The 13681-nt window shown below is 62.1% G+C and carries 15 protein-coding genes; 8 read left to right on the top strand and 7 right to left on the bottom strand.

Going from position 1 to position 13681, the window contains the following annotated elements:
• Positions 1-84 precede the first annotated feature (84 nt).
• On the bottom strand, positions 85-465 hold the full coding sequence (locus tag FJ426_RS13850; protein ID WP_140560492.1) for a 4a-hydroxytetrahydrobiopterin dehydratase: 381 nt from the start codon (positions 463-465) through the stop codon (positions 85-87).
• 168 nt (positions 466-633) lie between these two features.
• Here FJ426_RS13850 and FJ426_RS13855 point away from each other — a divergent pair, with 168 nt between their 5' ends.
• The 7 genes from FJ426_RS13855 to fae all read left to right on the top strand — a co-directional run bounded on the left by FJ426_RS13855 (position 634) and on the right by fae (position 7117).
• The gene (locus tag FJ426_RS13855; protein ID WP_140524695.1) at positions 634-1605 is read left to right on the top strand and encodes a beta-ribofuranosylaminobenzene 5'-phosphate synthase family protein; all 972 of its coding nucleotides are present in this window, start codon (positions 634-636) and stop codon (positions 1603-1605) included.
• Between the two features lie 30 nt (positions 1606-1635).
• Entirely contained in the window at positions 1636-2529 is an 894-nt protein-coding gene (locus FJ426_RS13860) for an NAD(P)-dependent methylenetetrahydromethanopterin dehydrogenase (protein ID WP_140498168.1), read from the top strand.
• A 46-nt stretch (positions 2530-2575) separates the two neighbouring features.
• Positions 2576-3637 (top strand): ATP-grasp domain-containing protein, encoded by a 1062-nt coding sequence (locus FJ426_RS13865; RefSeq protein ID WP_246675540.1) that lies wholly within the window; start codon positions 2576-2578, stop codon positions 3635-3637.
• Complete coding sequence (gene mch, locus FJ426_RS13870; protein ID WP_140560491.1) at positions 3634-4590, top strand: methenyltetrahydromethanopterin cyclohydrolase; 957 nt, start codon at positions 3634-3636, stop codon at positions 4588-4590. Before FJ426_RS13865 ends, mch begins: the two co-directional genes overlap by 4 nt.
• A 51-nt stretch (positions 4591-4641) precedes the next feature.
• The gene (locus FJ426_RS13875) at positions 4642-5589 is read left to right on the top strand and encodes a RimK family alpha-L-glutamate ligase (RefSeq protein WP_140560490.1); all 948 of its coding nucleotides are present in this window, start codon (positions 4642-4644) and stop codon (positions 5587-5589) included.
• A 12-nt stretch (positions 5590-5601) separates the two neighbouring features.
• On the top strand, positions 5602-6462 hold the full coding sequence (locus FJ426_RS13880) for a triphosphoribosyl-dephospho-CoA synthase (RefSeq protein ID WP_140560489.1): 861 nt from the start codon (positions 5602-5604) through the stop codon (positions 6460-6462).
• A gap of 148 nt (positions 6463-6610) precedes the next feature.
• Positions 6611-7117, top strand: a complete 507-nt coding sequence (fae, locus tag FJ426_RS13885; RefSeq protein WP_140498176.1) for a formaldehyde-activating enzyme — start codon at positions 6611-6613, stop codon at positions 7115-7117.
• A gap of 135 nt (positions 7118-7252) precedes the next feature.
• Here the strand turns inward: fae and FJ426_RS13890 are convergent, their stop codons facing one another.
• Positions 7253-8044, bottom strand: a complete 792-nt coding sequence (locus FJ426_RS13890; RefSeq protein ID WP_140560488.1) for a HisA/HisF-related TIM barrel protein — start codon at positions 8042-8044, stop codon at positions 7253-7255.
• Here FJ426_RS13890 and FJ426_RS13895 point away from each other — a divergent pair.
• Positions 7994-9040 carry a hydantoinase/oxoprolinase family protein gene (locus FJ426_RS13895; RefSeq protein ID WP_140515157.1) on the top strand — a complete coding sequence of 349 codons (1047 nt, stop codon included), beginning with the start codon at positions 7994-7996 and terminating at the stop codon, positions 9038-9040. The two genes, FJ426_RS13890 and FJ426_RS13895, sit on opposite strands and share 51 nt — an antisense overlap.
• A gap of 20 nt (positions 9041-9060) precedes the next feature.
• Here the strand turns inward: FJ426_RS13895 and FJ426_RS13900 are convergent, their stop codons facing one another.
• The 5 genes from FJ426_RS13900 to FJ426_RS13920 are packed head-to-tail and all read right to left on the bottom strand — an operon-like array spanning position 9061 to position 13665.
• Positions 9061-9645 carry a DUF447 domain-containing protein gene (locus tag FJ426_RS13900; protein WP_140560487.1) on the bottom strand — a complete coding sequence of 195 codons (585 nt, stop codon included), beginning with the start codon at positions 9643-9645 and terminating at the stop codon, positions 9061-9063.
• Positions 9646-11040: a DUF6513 domain-containing protein gene (locus tag FJ426_RS13905; protein WP_140560486.1), complete on the bottom strand. Its 1395-nt coding sequence runs from the start codon at positions 11038-11040 to the stop codon at positions 9646-9648.
• Positions 11033-11584 carry a flavoprotein gene (locus FJ426_RS13910; protein ID WP_140515154.1) on the bottom strand — a complete coding sequence of 184 codons (552 nt, stop codon included), beginning with the start codon at positions 11582-11584 and terminating at the stop codon, positions 11033-11035. Before FJ426_RS13910 ends, FJ426_RS13905 begins: the two co-directional genes overlap by 8 nt.
• A gap of 3 nt (positions 11585-11587) precedes the next feature.
• Positions 11588-13414 (bottom strand): (5-formylfuran-3-yl)methyl phosphate synthase, encoded by a 1827-nt coding sequence (locus tag FJ426_RS31810; protein WP_140560485.1) that lies wholly within the window; start codon positions 13412-13414, stop codon positions 11588-11590.
• The gene (locus tag FJ426_RS13920; protein ID WP_140560484.1) at positions 13411-13665 is read right to left on the bottom strand and encodes a hypothetical protein; all 255 of its coding nucleotides are present in this window, start codon (positions 13663-13665) and stop codon (positions 13411-13413) included. Before FJ426_RS13920 ends, FJ426_RS31810 begins: the two co-directional genes overlap by 4 nt.
• Between the last annotated feature and the right edge of the window lie 16 nt (positions 13666-13681).

Genomic DNA, 13681 nt, shown 5'->3' on the forward strand with positions numbered 1-13681 from the left:
AGACGAAACTGGATTGGCCGTGAACCCCGCTTGCCAGCAGATTAACGAATGTTTTCATACGCTATCAACAAACTCCGACCGCGCTTAATCATATTTGATGTAAGCGAAGCGTTGATCGGTCGCCGGAGTTCCCTCCAGCGTTCCGCCTTCCTTGGCCGGCTGCCACTGGACAACGTCCTCGATCTTTCTCGCCAACTCGAAGTCCTTGTCGGTGATACCCTTCGCCGCGTGGTTCATCAGGCGTACCTCGACCCAGGCATAGGAAGCGGTGATATCGGGATGGTGCCACGCCGCCTCGGCGAGATGGCCAACCGTGTTGATGACCATCAGCGTCGACTTCCAGCTGTGGGTCTTGTATTTGCGCCGTATCCAGCCGTTTTCGTAGCGCCATTTCGGCAACTCCTTCTCAAGCCGGTCGGCAATCTCGGCGTCCGAATAGACCTTCTCCTTGACCGTTTCGCTCATCTCGACCTCCCCGAATTGCTCGGTCCGTCAACACGACAGGCCAAAGCAGAAACATGAATGCACTCTCTTTGGCTTGCTCCCTCGACGAAAACAGTTATCATCGTGGCGGGCACCTAAACTTCCATGATGCATCCATGATGCATCCATGATGCACCCATCGGGGGGCATATGTCGAATTTTGTTACCGTACGAGTGCCCGCTCGCCTTCACCTTGGCTTCCTCGATCTCAATGGCGATGCCGGACGTCGCTTTGGCAGCGTTGGGCTTCCGTTGAGTGAACCCGAAACCGTTGTCACCCTGTCGCGGTCCGGCGAGACCATAGTCGAAGGTTCCGAGAGCGTTCGCGCCGGTGAGCACTTGTCGACGCTCTGCAGGCATCTCGGCATTCGCGGCCAGCACCATTTGGTGATCGAACAGTCGATCCCGAGTCACGCCGGCCTTGGGTCCGGCACGCAGATCGCCCTTGCCGTCGCCTCTGCACTGCGAACGCTCCACAACCTGCCTCTCGATGTCGCCGGCGACGCGACCCTGCTCGAAAGAGGCGGCCGATCTGGAATCGGCATCGCAAGTTTCGAAGACGGCGGCGTGATTGTCGACGCGGGCAAGGACGAGCGTGGCGGACCGCCTCCGGTCGTGGCGCGGCTGCCGTTTCCCGAAGAATGGCGCGTCATCCTCATCCTCGACCATGCCGGGCATGGACTGCATGGCGAGGCAGAGGTCGCGGCGTTCCGTTCACTGCCACCCTTCCCGACGGCGGGCAGCGGCGAGATCTGCCGGAGGGTACTGATGGGTATCATGCCGGCCTTGGTCGAGCGCGATCTTGCGGCATTCGGCGCTGCCGTCACCGCGATACAGATGCTGATCGGCAGCCATTTCGCTCCGGCGCAGGGCGGTGTGTTCACCTCAAAGCGGGTCGAGATGGTCGCTCACCGTCTCAATAAAGCGGGCGCCGTCGGGATCGGCCAGAGTTCCTGGGGACCCACAGGGTTTGCCTTCGCGCCGTCGCATGACGCCGCGCTCAAATTCGTCGGCGCGGTTCAGAAGACAGCCGTTGAAGACGGCCTTCAGATCAAGATCGTCAAAGGCAGGAACTCCGGCGCGAAGATCAGTTCGACCGGACTCGGTCTCGTCGGCAGCTGACGCTTCAGATTCCAAGCAGAAAGGCGAGAAATGGCCCGCAAACATATCCTGCATATGCTGACGCCGTTGAAGCACATGAGCCCGTTCGACGTGAACATGGCGCTCGACGCTGGCTTCGACAGCGTGGTCCCCTATGTCGATGTCGATCTTGGTGAGGTGACAGGCCTGGTTCAGGACGCGATCTTTTCGCGCCCGCCGGATGCGGGTGTCGATACCGGCATCTTTATCGCCGGGAAGGATGCTTCGTTGGCGCTCGACATGTTCGATGCCGCGAAGAAGGCGATGGTGCCGCCTTTCCAGGTTTCGGTATTTGCCGACCCGGCCGGCTCGTTCACCACGGCCGCGGCGATGGTGGCCAAGGTCGAGAAGGCGTTGGAGAAGAAATTCGAGCGCGGGCTGAAGGACACGAGGGTGGCTGTTTTCGGCGCCACCGGCGTGGTTGGCTTCTGCACCGCCGTCATCGCGGCAAGGGAGGGCGCCCGCGTCACGCTTGTCGGCCATGACGGCATCGAAAGGGTGAAGCAGATCGCTGCCGAGATCAAAAGCCGATTCAAGATCGGTGTCGATGCGGCTGACGGATCGACCGATGCCCGGAAAGCCGATCTGGTCGAAGCAAGTGAGGTCATACTGGCTTGTGCGAAAGCCGGCGTCCAGGTGGTTTCAAAGGCCCAGTTGAGAGGAAGCGGCTTGCTTATCGCCGCCGACGTCAACGCGGTCCCGCCCGCAGGCATCGAAGGATTGGCCGTCAATGCCAATGGCGACCCGCTAGAAGCGGCAAAGGTCGTCGGGATTGGCCCGCTTGCCATCGGCAACGTCAAATATAAGGTCGAGTCTGGCCTTTTCAAAAGAATGATCGAATCCGAAAAAACGATCGCGCTCGATTTCCAGGAAGCGTTTTCCCTTGCACGCGAGATTGCCAAATAGCGCCAGATCTCTGCTGATCGCGGCGATTTCAGGCCGGGCATTGGCCATGGCTGCGCGGCGTGCGGGCTATCGTCCGTTGGTCGCTGATTTCTTCTGCGATACCGATACGGTTGCGCTGGCAGAACGAACGACCAAGCTGCCGGGCAACCTACAGGACGGCATCGACGGCGAGCGCATCATCGAGACGCTTCGGGACCTGGTCGGCGAAGACCAGCCGGTCGCCGTCGTCCTGGGCTCGGGTTTTGAGCGGATGACGGAGACTGTCGACGCCGTCGCTCGCCATTTTCCGCTTGCCGGCAATTGCGGCGCGGCGATCAGCAGGATCAAGGACCCGCAACTGCTGGCCGCGGATTGTGCCGAACTCGGCATCCCACATCCGGAATTCCGGTGGGATCGACCGCCTGAGCCAGACAGTTGGGTGGCCAAGACCGTGGGCGGCGCCGGGGGTGGGCATATCAGACAGGCGGCCGGAGAAAGCCAGACCACCGGCCGCTATTTCCAGCGTTTCGTCGCCGGACGCAGCGTCTCGGCCCTCTTCGTCGGCGACGGCCAGGCCGCGCGCATCGTCGGCTTCAGCCAACAATGGACTTCTCCCGTCTCCACGGCGCCCTACCGCTATGGCGGGGCCGTGCGGCTGAGACGCTTCGACCGCAGGCAGGCGGCGGTCATCGGCGGCTGGCTTTCAGCCCTGACGCGCCGTGCCGGCCTGGTTGGATTGTGCAGCGCCGATCTCATTCGCGGATCGGATGGCTACAAGCTCATCGAGATCAATCCGCGGCCAGGCGCCACGCTGGACATTTTTGACGAGGCCGACGCGCCGCTGATCGAAGCACATCTGCGAGCTGCAACCGGCGGAACTTACCGTTTGCCACGCTTCGTCGATTCGATGGCTTCAATGGTGACCTACGCCGCGACGCCAATCGCGCGGTTTCCGTCGATTGCGTGGCCCGACTGGACCGCTGACCATCAGTCGCCCGGCACTCCTCTGATTGCCGGCGACCCCGTCTGCACCGTCTTCGCGCGCGGTCCGAACGCCGATTTGACCAGGCGGCTCATCAAGGGGCAAGCCCGCCGGTTGCAACTCCAATGGGAAGGAGACCGGACATGAAAGACGGTTCGGCATTCCTGAACGACAATGCACAGCGCATCGCTGACGGCATGATCAGCGACGCCGAACGGCTGCGGATCGCCGCTTCCAAGGGAACCTTGGGCGAGCTCCTTATCGATGTCGGCGCCAAGGCGCCCGGCAGCATCGAGGCCGGGCTGCGCATGGCGGAGGCGGCGATGGGCGGTCTCGGCAGCGTTTCGGTGTTCATGGACCGCACGGAGCGGAAATGGCCGTTCACCGTCGAGGTGCGCTCGTCGCAGCCCGTACTGGCCTGCCTAGGCAGTCAATATGCGGGCTGGAACCTGTCTGCCCAGGACTATTTCGCCATGGGATCGGGACCGGCGCGGGCACTCGCCCGCGTCGAACCCCTGTTCGACGCGCTTTCCTATCGAGACACCGCATCGTCCGCCGTGCTTATCCTGGAGACTGCCAAACCGCCTCCCCCAGCAATCGTCGAGAAAGTGAGCAAGGCAACCGGACTGGCAACCGACAAGCTCACCTTCCTCTACGCGCCGACGCAAAGCCTTGCCGGCAGCCTGCAGATCGTTGCGCGCGCGCTCGAGGTTGCCCTGCACAAGGCCAACGATCTCAAATTTCCGCTGGAGAACGTTGTCGACGGCATCGGAGCGGCGCCAATCCCCGCCCCCCACCCGGATTTCCTGACCGCCATGGGCAGAACGAACGATGCCATCATCTATGGCGGCAGCGTCCAGCTCTTCGTAAAAGGGTCGGCAAAAGAGGCCAGCAACCTCGCGGAGAAACTTCCGAGCCGCGCCTCACAGGACTACGGTCAACCCTTTGCCGAGATCTTCAAGCGGTTCAAGGGGGATTTCTATGCCATCGATCCACTGTTGTTCAGCCCGGCCGAAGTGATCGTGACGGCGATCGAAACCGGCGATACGTTTCGCGCTGGCCGGCGTGATCCAAAGATGCTCGAACGGAGCCTCGGTTAGCATGGCGGCACAAAGAGACCCGTCCGTCATCCGCCACATCCGAGGCACCACATGATCCCTCGCATACTGATCGTCAGCGACAATTCGGACACCGGCTCAAGTGGCCTCGCGGCAAGGCTTGGTCGACGGGGCGCTATTGTTGCAACCGTGCCGCTGGCGGCGATCGCGTTCGACACCGGCAGCCCGGGCGGACTTTCGATCCCCGGTTTCGGCGGTGCGCTGCCTGATGCCGTGCTCGTCCGTTCGATCGCCGCCGGATCGTTCGAAGCGATCACCCGGCGCCTCGGGGTACTGCACGCGCTGAGCCGGCTGTCGGTTCCCGTGTGGAATTCGGCGCAGGCGGTCGAACGCTGCGTCGACAAGTCGATGACGACTTTCCTCTTGAAAAATGCCGGTCTGCCAACGCCACCGACATTCGCCGTCGAAGGACTTGCCGCCGCCAAGGAGTTCGCGGCGCAAGAGCTTCCGAAGGGACCGCTGGTTCTCAAACCATTGTTCGGGGCGCAAGGCCGCGGGATAAGGCTGATCCGTACGCTCTCCGACCTTCCCGCCGCAGACGAGGTGAACAGCGTCTACTATCTCCAGCACTATGTGTCGCGCGCCGGCCCGCCCTTCCGGGATTTCCGCGTTTTTGTCTGCGCCGGCGAAACAGTCGCGATGATGAGCCGCAGCAGCGACGACTGGATCACGAACGTCAACCGGGGTGGCGTGCCGGAGCCGGTTTCGGGACCTGGCAAGGCTGAGCTGGCATCGCTGGCTGTCGCCGCGTCAGCCGCCGTCGGCGCGGATTTCGCCGGCGTGGACATCGTGCGAGCCGACGATGGCAGCTTGTTCGTACTCGAGGTGAACAGCATGCCCGCCTGGTCAGGACTGCAATCGGTGGTCGCTGTGAACATCGCCGAAGCGATCGCCGATGCCCTGCTGAAATTCCTGGCCGACCGCACCGAAGCGACCGCCGCGCCGCGGCCCTTCCGTTTCACCGCGCCGGCGAATTCGTAACGGAGCGGCAGGATGGCGTTATCGCGTGAACGCCTCCGGGCTAGCTACAAGGATGCCTGCCGGATGGAGATCGAAGCTCTGAAGCCGGGCAATGTCCACCTGTTCGCCGACGGACACGGCATGTCCGCCGCCCAGTTCATGATGAGTGCCGAGGTTTCGTCCGAGCCGCTGACCGATCCTCGCCTCTCGGTCGGGCAGCGCATGCTGGAGGCGGTGCGTGCGACACGCCTGGCGGTAGCAACCAACACCAATCTCGGCATCGTCCTCCTGGCGGGGCCTCTGATAGGCGCCGCCGAAATGAGGAGTGGCAGCTTGCAGGACAATCTCGACTCGCTGCTGCGCGCGCTGAGCATGGACGATACCAGGGCAGTGTTCGAGGCGATCGCCATGGCAGCGCCAGGCGGCCTGGGAGATGCCGCGAATGATGTGCGGCAGGTGCCGAAGGTTCATCTCTTGGAAGCAATGCGGGAGGCTGCCGACCGCGATATGATCGCCCGCCAGTATGACACCTGTTTCGGCGACGTGTTCGGGGTAGGGCTGGCCGCGCTGGTAGGGGCGCTAGCTCGCGGAGAAAGCGGCATGTGGCCGACCGTGTTCGCCTATATGGCGTTTCTCGCAGGCTTCCCCGACAGTCACGTGGTGCGCAATCACGGAATTGAAGTCGCAAATCAGGTGCGACAGGACGCTCTTTCCGTTCAGGCGACGCTCCATGCCAACGGCGACGAGCCGTCACGCATTCGCCTGCTCATGGAGTTCGACCGCCGGCTGAAGGCGGACAAAGTAAACCCCGGCACCTCGGCCGATCTGACCGTGGCTACTCTTTTAGTCCACACTCTAGGCACTCGCTTGCATAATCGCGGCGTTGGTGCTTGACTTCCAAAAGCGGGAGCTGTGCTTCCGCGGCTATCTAGCCAACCGGTCCGGGCAATCCGGGCGCTGCCAACAAGGATAGCTGTCCATCGAGCGCCTGCTCGGTTGCAGCGTCCGTGGACATCATAATTGTGTCTTGGAGGAAATTGGCATGGCAAAAATCTCGAAGGTAATGGTCGGTGAATCGCTGGTCGGGGACGGCAACGAAGTCGCGCATGTCGACCTGCTCATCGGGCCGCGAGGGAGCGCAGTCGAAACGGCATTTTGCAACGCGCTTACCAACAACAAGGACGGTTTTACCTCGCTTTTGGCGGTGATCGCGCCCAATCTTCAATGCAAGCCCAATACGGTGATGTTCAACAAGGTCACGATCAAGGGCGCCAAGCAGGCTGTACAGATGTTCGGCCCGGCGCAGCACGCCGTTGCAAAGGCAGTGCAGGACAGCGTCGCGGACGGGACAATTCCGGCAAACGAAGCGGACGACGTGTTCATTTGCGTTGGCGTATTCATCCATTGGGACGCGGCCGACGACGCCAAGATCCAAAAATACAACTACGAGGCGACAAAGGAGGCCATCCAGCGCGCTATCGCAGGAACCCCGACCGCCGCCGAAGCCACCGCTCAGCGCGACAACGTCAAGCATCCGTTCGCGGCCTAGACAAGAGACAGCCCCGCACAGGAAAAGCCATCTTCCGAAACGGATGGTCTGTTGCGCCGGCTGAAAAGGGTTCTGGGCTTTTGAAGCGACACTCCCGAAGGGCGCCCGCCTTTCGGGGGTGAGGAGCAACTGTGATCAGGCGCCGAGCGACGCCAGGTGACTAGGTGTGAGCGTGGCGTTGTGCAGTGAGGTTGCGACCAGCGCTGCGGCGATGCCCATTGCTGACAATGCGTGGATATCGTTGTCATCGCGGACGCCGCCGGCCGCGATGACCGCGCGACTTCCCGCCTTGGCCTTGACCTCCTCCAGCCGCCTGAAGTCCGGGCCGGCGGCCGCACCGACTTTGGCCAGCGTCATGACGATCACCTTTTGCGGCCAAAGCTCGGGCTCAGCGAGAAGAGAACGCGGTCCGCAAAAATCATCGCCAAAGAAGTCAAGGGACAGGATGAGATCGGGATGATCGCGAAAATGCCGGAGCAGCACATCGTCCTGCTGCGATTCGGAGCCCAACACCGGGTAAACCGAATGTTCAGCGAGCGCCGCCAGAAGCGTTTTCCTGTCTGCTACGCCGGCATCGACCCAGAGCTCAGGCGGCTGCGTCATCGCCCTCAGCCGGGCAAGTGCGTCGCTGTTTGGAGTACCGCCTCCAATGGCGTCCAGATCGGCGATGTAGAAGGTCGAAAAGGGATGAAGCGTGCGCAACCCTTCGGCGACGGCGAGGACATCGGAACTTCGGCTGAGCGGCGTAATGATCGGCCGGTAGCGATCGCGTTTTCCTTGCTGGGCACGAACCACCTCGCCGCCTTTCAAGTCGAGAACCGGAATGATGCGCAACGCTTTTCTCGCCAACCAACTGCTGTCATGAAAGCTTGAAGTGTGGAAAAAAGAAAGAGCATCATTGCGGGTTTCGACATTGGCGGCGCGCATCTGAAGGTGACGCGCGCGCAAGGCGGCCGCATCGTCGGCGCGGTAACGATCGCCACGCCGCTTTGGCAAGGGTTGCACAGCCTGACCTCGGCCCTCGACGAAACAGCCCCGATCTATGCGGAAGCCGATCTCAACGCGTTCACCATGACGGGCGAGCTATCGGACATCTTTGCGTCCCGCGATATCGGCGTGACGACGCTGCTGGGTCAGATTTCCAATCGTTTTCCCACAGGCGAAAAGCTGATCTATGCCGGATCATCCGGCTTTGTCGAGGTCGAGCAGGCAGCGCGGCTGAGCACTGATGTCGCCTCCGCCAACTGGCACGCGACAGCCTCTTTGGTGGCAAAACTGGCCGGCGATGCCCTGTTCGTCGATATGGGCTCCACCACCACCGACATTATCGCCATAAAGGACGGCGCCGTCGTCAATGAGGGCTACACCGATGCCGGACGGCTTCTGACTGGTGAATTGGTCTATACCGGTTTCACCAGGACATTCCTGTTCGGTGTAGCCTCGTCTGCTCCGGTCCATCGAAGGCTGACGCCATTGATGAACGAGTATTTCGCCTCGATCGCCGACGCGCACCGGATCCTGGGCGTGCTCGATGAGGAGGACGACATGCACCCTTCCGCCGACGGCAAGGAAAAGACCGTCCACGGCTCAATCGCGCGACTGGCGCGCATGGTCGGGCGCGACGCCGCTGAACTTTCGCCGCCGGAATGGGGTGAAGTCGCACGCTGGTTCAGCGAGCAGCAATTGCGGAAAATCCACGACGCAGCATCCCTGGTTGCCTGGGGTCTTGCTCAAGATGTTCCGATCGTCGGCGCCGGAACGGGCCGCTGGCAGATCAGGCGGCTGGCCGAGCGCATGGAACGTCGCTTTGTCGATTTCGCCGACATCGTCCCCGCCCATGACGCTGTTCGCGGCGAGGCCAGCCGCGCCGCACCAGCATCGGCGGTGGCGCTGCTGGCTGGATATCGATCGCAAGCAGCGTAGCGGCGCTCGCGTCGTCACGCTCACGCGTCCTCGCTGCTGGACCCTTTGACGGCCAGGTGATCGCTGACACGCTGCATCAGCCAACCCCAGGCTTCCCGTTCGTCGGCGCCGGCTGTCTTTTCGATAGAGATCGAAAGATACGCGATCTCGGCCTCGATCTTGTCGCGGGGTAGCATGCCGAGCCGGCTGACCAGGATGGCCAGTTCCAGAACAGCCGCCTTGGCACGGTTAAGGCCGGTGAAGGGCGCATGCATTTCCTCTCGAACCACGCGGCAGAAATGGCGAGGGCGCACGCCATCATCGTCAACGCTCTCGACTTCGAGAACCGAATGCGCCAGCGCAGTCGCCAACCGGGGAACCAGAAAATCTTCAACGGGAACGGTCGGCCAGTCCTTGCGCCCGGTCAGGCATCCAGCGAAGACGCGCACGTCGTCGGTGTAGTTGGCGATGGCGAACGGCACCGCCGCCAGATTGTCGAGCGTAACCGAGGGACGAAACGGTGCGATGACCCAGCCGTCTTTTTCGGAGATTATGCCGATCGGCGCGATATGGACCTTTCCTGCCTTGTCGACAGTGGTGATGATTGTCTCGCGAATGTAAGGCACCTAGCCCTCCTTCTTCGCGCGAAGCGTTTCGCCCGGTTTGGCAAGACGGGTACGGTCGGTTTCGGGAGCCGGTGCGGCAACGCCCCATGCGAGCGGCTCGTCCTGAACATAGCGCTTGCCGAGGCGCCACGCGATCTCGGCCTTCGTCAGTTCCGCGCCCAGATAGAAAGCATGCGCACCATCGGTCTCCACGCCAAGTCCGGCGAAGAATTCGAACGCATCCGTGGCAACCGCGTGCCCTTTGCCGTTGAAAATATGAATGCCGTCCTCCGCTGCCGCGATACGGTAGTTGGCGTCGCGCACCTCGGCCGCCAATCCAGCGATATCATCGGTCGAGGCCGTGAAGGGCTTGCGATCGTGGATCTGCAGCAAGCCTGGGTGATAGCTACGCGGCAGTGCACCGTCATTGCGGGCAGCGAACATGATGCGACGGGCAATGTCGTGCTCCTCGATCGTCCGCACCGTGTGAGGGCTGACATGTACGGCTAGCACGTTTCGAATCCCGAGTTCCGAGCAGAGCCCCGTTAGAACGGCCGTAACGCCAGAACTGTCGGCGTCGGTAAGTTCGGTGAGATTGCCGGTGCCCATCAGCAATTCGATCTTCGGCCAGCGGCGGCGCGCCTCGATGAAGCGGCCGAGCGATTGGGCGAAGCCGAAGTGGATCGGATCCAACACGGGATCGGCGATAAAGGAAATGCCAGCCCTTTGCGCCGCATCGATAGCGCGGCCAAGCGAATCCAGATCGCCGGGGGCGGACGGGATCAACACTGCCGTAGCCCCATGGCCGAACACTAACGGCAGCGTGTTCTCGTCGAGGCTGAGAAGATAGTCCGCACCGGCGCGTGCACCGATCGACAGTTCGTCCGCGCTGGCCGAATCGACGCTGACCTGAAATCCTTGTGCCTTGAGCTCGCGCACAGCCTCCGACAGCAACGGAAATGGCGTTTCAGGCAGGCAGCCAAGATCGATGACATCGGCGCCGGCCGCAGCTAGCGTCCCCGCCCGCAGCGTGAGCGCTTCGATCGACAGCATTGGCGCATCGACGATCTCGGCGAAGATGCGCATATCGTGACGCGTAAGATCCGGCGGCTCGCCGACACGGCCGAGAAAGGCCGGCAGGTCCGCGATCTCGTCAGGACCGCGCGCAAAGGGCACGCCGAAATGGTTCGACAATTGCTCGATATCGCCGCGATAGCGCCCTGGCAGGATAAAGCGGTCAACGGCGTTGGGCGCGATGAGACGCCGCTTTATGATGTCTTCGGTCATCAGTGCGGCGACCTTGACACCTATGTCGACCACCTCCCACGAAAACTCCGTCTCGCCCAGACCGGATAGCAGCTTTTCCAACCGTGCCCTGGCCAGATGTCCCGTGAGAAAGACCAGCCGCTCAGCCATGGCCGGACAGCTCGGCCCGGCGTTGCTGAACCGCCGCGTTGAGGTCCGCGAGCGACTCGACCACCTGGGTTCGTTCGAACCCCTTCAGCCGCTCGGTGTTTTCCAGGTCAATCCTGCGCGGATAGACTTTGACCAGGCCATGCGGCGCCATGGTTTCGAGTTCGGGTGCGGTGTCGCAGGCAAAGACGATGATCGGCACGCGGCACTTTCCGGCTTGCGCAAAGACGTTGGTGGCAAGCGTATCGGATATACCCCAGACGCATTTGGCAACCGTGTTGGACGAGGCAGGCGCCACCACGACCGTGTGGTAGACGCCGTGGTAAAATTCGCCGACGGGAATGGCGCTCGCCGTCTTGTCGTGCAGCACGCGCGTCGTCTCCGGAAAATCGAGTTTGAGCTTGTACATGCGCAGCACTTCATTGGCGGCTTTCGACACGAAGACATCGCAATGTTCGAGTTGGCGAACAAGTGCGAAGCTCTCCGTGAAAAAATGCCCGGACCCCGTCAAAACCCACGCCCAGCGCGGCACGTGCAGCTTCACCATCGGCTATCCTGCCTTCTTTGCCGAGCGGGTCGAAGCCACAATCCCGATGCCGGGCAGCTTGCCCGATGCGAGTAGCGCGCCCGCCTCGGCGGCATCCTTCGGACCGGCGAGACGGAAATCGATGCCGTCGGGCAGCATGGCGGCAAAGCCTGGGTCGACAATGCCCCTGGCCTTCAGGCTGTCAGGGGTATCGTTGTCGAAGAATGCATCGGTCTGCTTGATAAGCAACAGCGCGTTCGCGCCAAGCTTCCCGCCAAGCCAGGCAGCCAGGGAATCGGAGGTAATGTCCCAAGAGGCCGGAAGGTCCGGTGCCGGCAACGCAAGTGACGACGGCAGCCACACCGGAACCTTGCCTTCGTCCAATGCTCGCACAATCTCCTCCAGCGATCGTGCCGGCGTCAGTCTTTCGTCCCGATCGAGGATGATTTGGCCGAACTGCTCCATGGCGAGGATCGCCATGGCATGTGCGGCGGTGTCGGAAAAATCCATGCGGGTCTGCGTCTCGCGCACCTGATCGGCAAACAGGCCGCCGCCGGGCACGATGACGATCGGTAACCTGGAACCCGCCAGCGCCGCGATCCAGCTCGTCATTTCCGCCGCATGGGCAGTGCTGCCGCCAAGCTTGACGACGGCCCGCCCGAGGACGTCGGAGCCTTGCTGGCGCGGCCGGGAAACACTGCCTCTGTCTTTTCGGCCGGCAGAGCCGGAGGCGACACCGCGTCCTGCCGATTGGCGCTTGCGTTCGATCTCGACGCCGACACCGCCAGGCCCGAGCTCGAGTTTTTCCACCCTTACCGTGACGCGCACGACGCGCTGGTTCTCCAGAACGTGCGCCGCCACTTGCTCGGCCAAAGCCTCGCTGAGCTGAATGTGCCCCCGCGCGACGATGGTGCGAATGCCATCCATGATGATGTCATAGGAGAACACATGGCGCATGTCCTCGGGATGGTCGGTGACTTGCAGCACGTCGGCGATCACATCAAAGCGCACCTTTTGAGTATGACCATGCTCGAAGCTGTAGGCACCGATCTGGACCGGCAGAACAAAATCCCGCACGAAAATCCTGTCCGTGCCCAGTGTCGGATCGGTGCCCGGCGAATAGCCTCTCGCTGCCAACAGGCGATAGTCGATGCTCGATTTACCGCCCGTCCCAGGCTCTGCCGGGACCAATTCGCGAATCTGCGAGACCGCCTCGGCGCTGATTGAACCCGCGCGGTCGGCATGGCCACACAGCGCGCCGCGAAAGCCGAGGAAATCGGGAGCGAAAGGCAATAGACGTGGAATATCCGGGGCTTCGAGCGATCCGCTCAGGCCAACCATCAGACCGAGCGACTTGGCTCGATCGACGAATCCCGGAATCCGCTCCGGTGGCAAATGGTCGAGCAGCCGGCCCTTTCCCTTCTGCGCGGTATCAACCATCACGCCGTGGAAGCGGTGCCTGCCGAATACCGGCAGGAGCTCGAAGTCCGGCGCCAGATCGGCAAAGAGCACAGCGATCAACTTCGTTCGCGCGGCCAGCGGTTCGAGCGCCTCCGCGCAGGCAGGGATGTGAGCCGATGGGAAAAACCCGATCTTGACATAATCGACGCCGGTCGCCGCGATCTCTTCAGCCTTGGCGCGGATCGTTTCGGGTTCCATCGGCAGGTCGCCGCAGACCGCGCTGACCGGAGCCCGACCAGCGATGAACGAAATCGTTCGGCGGATGGTTTCCGTGGGTACCGCGCCCAACGCTCCCGCCTTCGGATCCTTCAGATCGACGATGTCGGCGCCGCTCGAAAGAACGATCTCCGCCTCTTCGATGCCGGTGACGCTGGCCAGCATTCTGGTCATTTGAACAGTTTCTCCAGTTTGGAGGACAAGATCTTTTGTCCTTCGTCCGCTTGATTCTCGCGCACGTCGCGGATGACATAGCTGCGAACGACCTCGAAATCGAAGATGGCAATCTTTTCAGCCGCCATTGCATGTTTGTCAAAAAGACACCGAGCCAGGGCAGACGCGAAAAGTCGTCCGATAGGGTTTGATAAATTTTGCGGGTCGGCTAAGTTGACCATGGGCACCTGGACTTGGCGCTGCTCCGACACCCGTCGGACCTCAGCG

It is taken from the genome of Mesorhizobium sp. B2-6-4 (assembly GCF_006441495.1).
GTDB lineage: Bacteria > Pseudomonadota > Alphaproteobacteria > Rhizobiales > Rhizobiaceae > Mesorhizobium.

Bases quoted from the DNA above. Each gene is read 5' to 3' on its own strand.
- FJ426_RS13850 (WP_140560492.1), bottom strand. From the start codon at position 465: ATGAGCGAAACGGTCAAGGAGAAGGTCTATTCGGACGCCGAGATTGCC.
- fae (WP_140498176.1), top strand. From the start codon at position 6,611: ATGGCAAAAATCTCGAAGGTAATGGTCGGTGAATCGCTGGTCGGGGAC.
- FJ426_RS13890 (WP_140560488.1), bottom strand. From the start codon at position 8,044: ATGCGCGCCGCCAATGTCGAAACCCGCAATGATGCTCTTTCTTTTTTC.
- FJ426_RS13860 (WP_140498168.1), top strand. From the start codon at position 1,636: ATGGCCCGCAAACATATCCTGCATATGCTGACGCCGTTGAAGCACATG.
- FJ426_RS13905 (WP_140560486.1), bottom strand. From the start codon at position 11,040: ATGGCTGAGCGGCTGGTCTTTCTCACGGGACATCTGGCCAGGGCACGG.
- FJ426_RS13875 (WP_140560490.1), top strand. From the start codon at position 4,642: ATGATCCCTCGCATACTGATCGTCAGCGACAATTCGGACACCGGCTCA.
- FJ426_RS31810 (WP_140560485.1), bottom strand. From the start codon at position 13,414: ATGACCAGAATGCTGGCCAGCGTCACCGGCATCGAAGAGGCGGAGATC.
- mch (WP_140560491.1), top strand. From the start codon at position 3,634: ATGAAAGACGGTTCGGCATTCCTGAACGACAATGCACAGCGCATCGCT.
- FJ426_RS13880 (WP_140560489.1), top strand. From the start codon at position 5,602: ATGGCGTTATCGCGTGAACGCCTCCGGGCTAGCTACAAGGATGCCTGC.
- FJ426_RS13855 (WP_140524695.1), top strand. From the start codon at position 634: ATGTCGAATTTTGTTACCGTACGAGTGCCCGCTCGCCTTCACCTTGGC.
- FJ426_RS13910 (WP_140515154.1), bottom strand. From the start codon at position 11,584: ATGGTGAAGCTGCACGTGCCGCGCTGGGCGTGGGTTTTGACGGGGTCC.
- FJ426_RS13865 (WP_246675540.1), top strand. From the start codon at position 2,576: ATGGCTGCGCGGCGTGCGGGCTATCGTCCGTTGGTCGCTGATTTCTTC.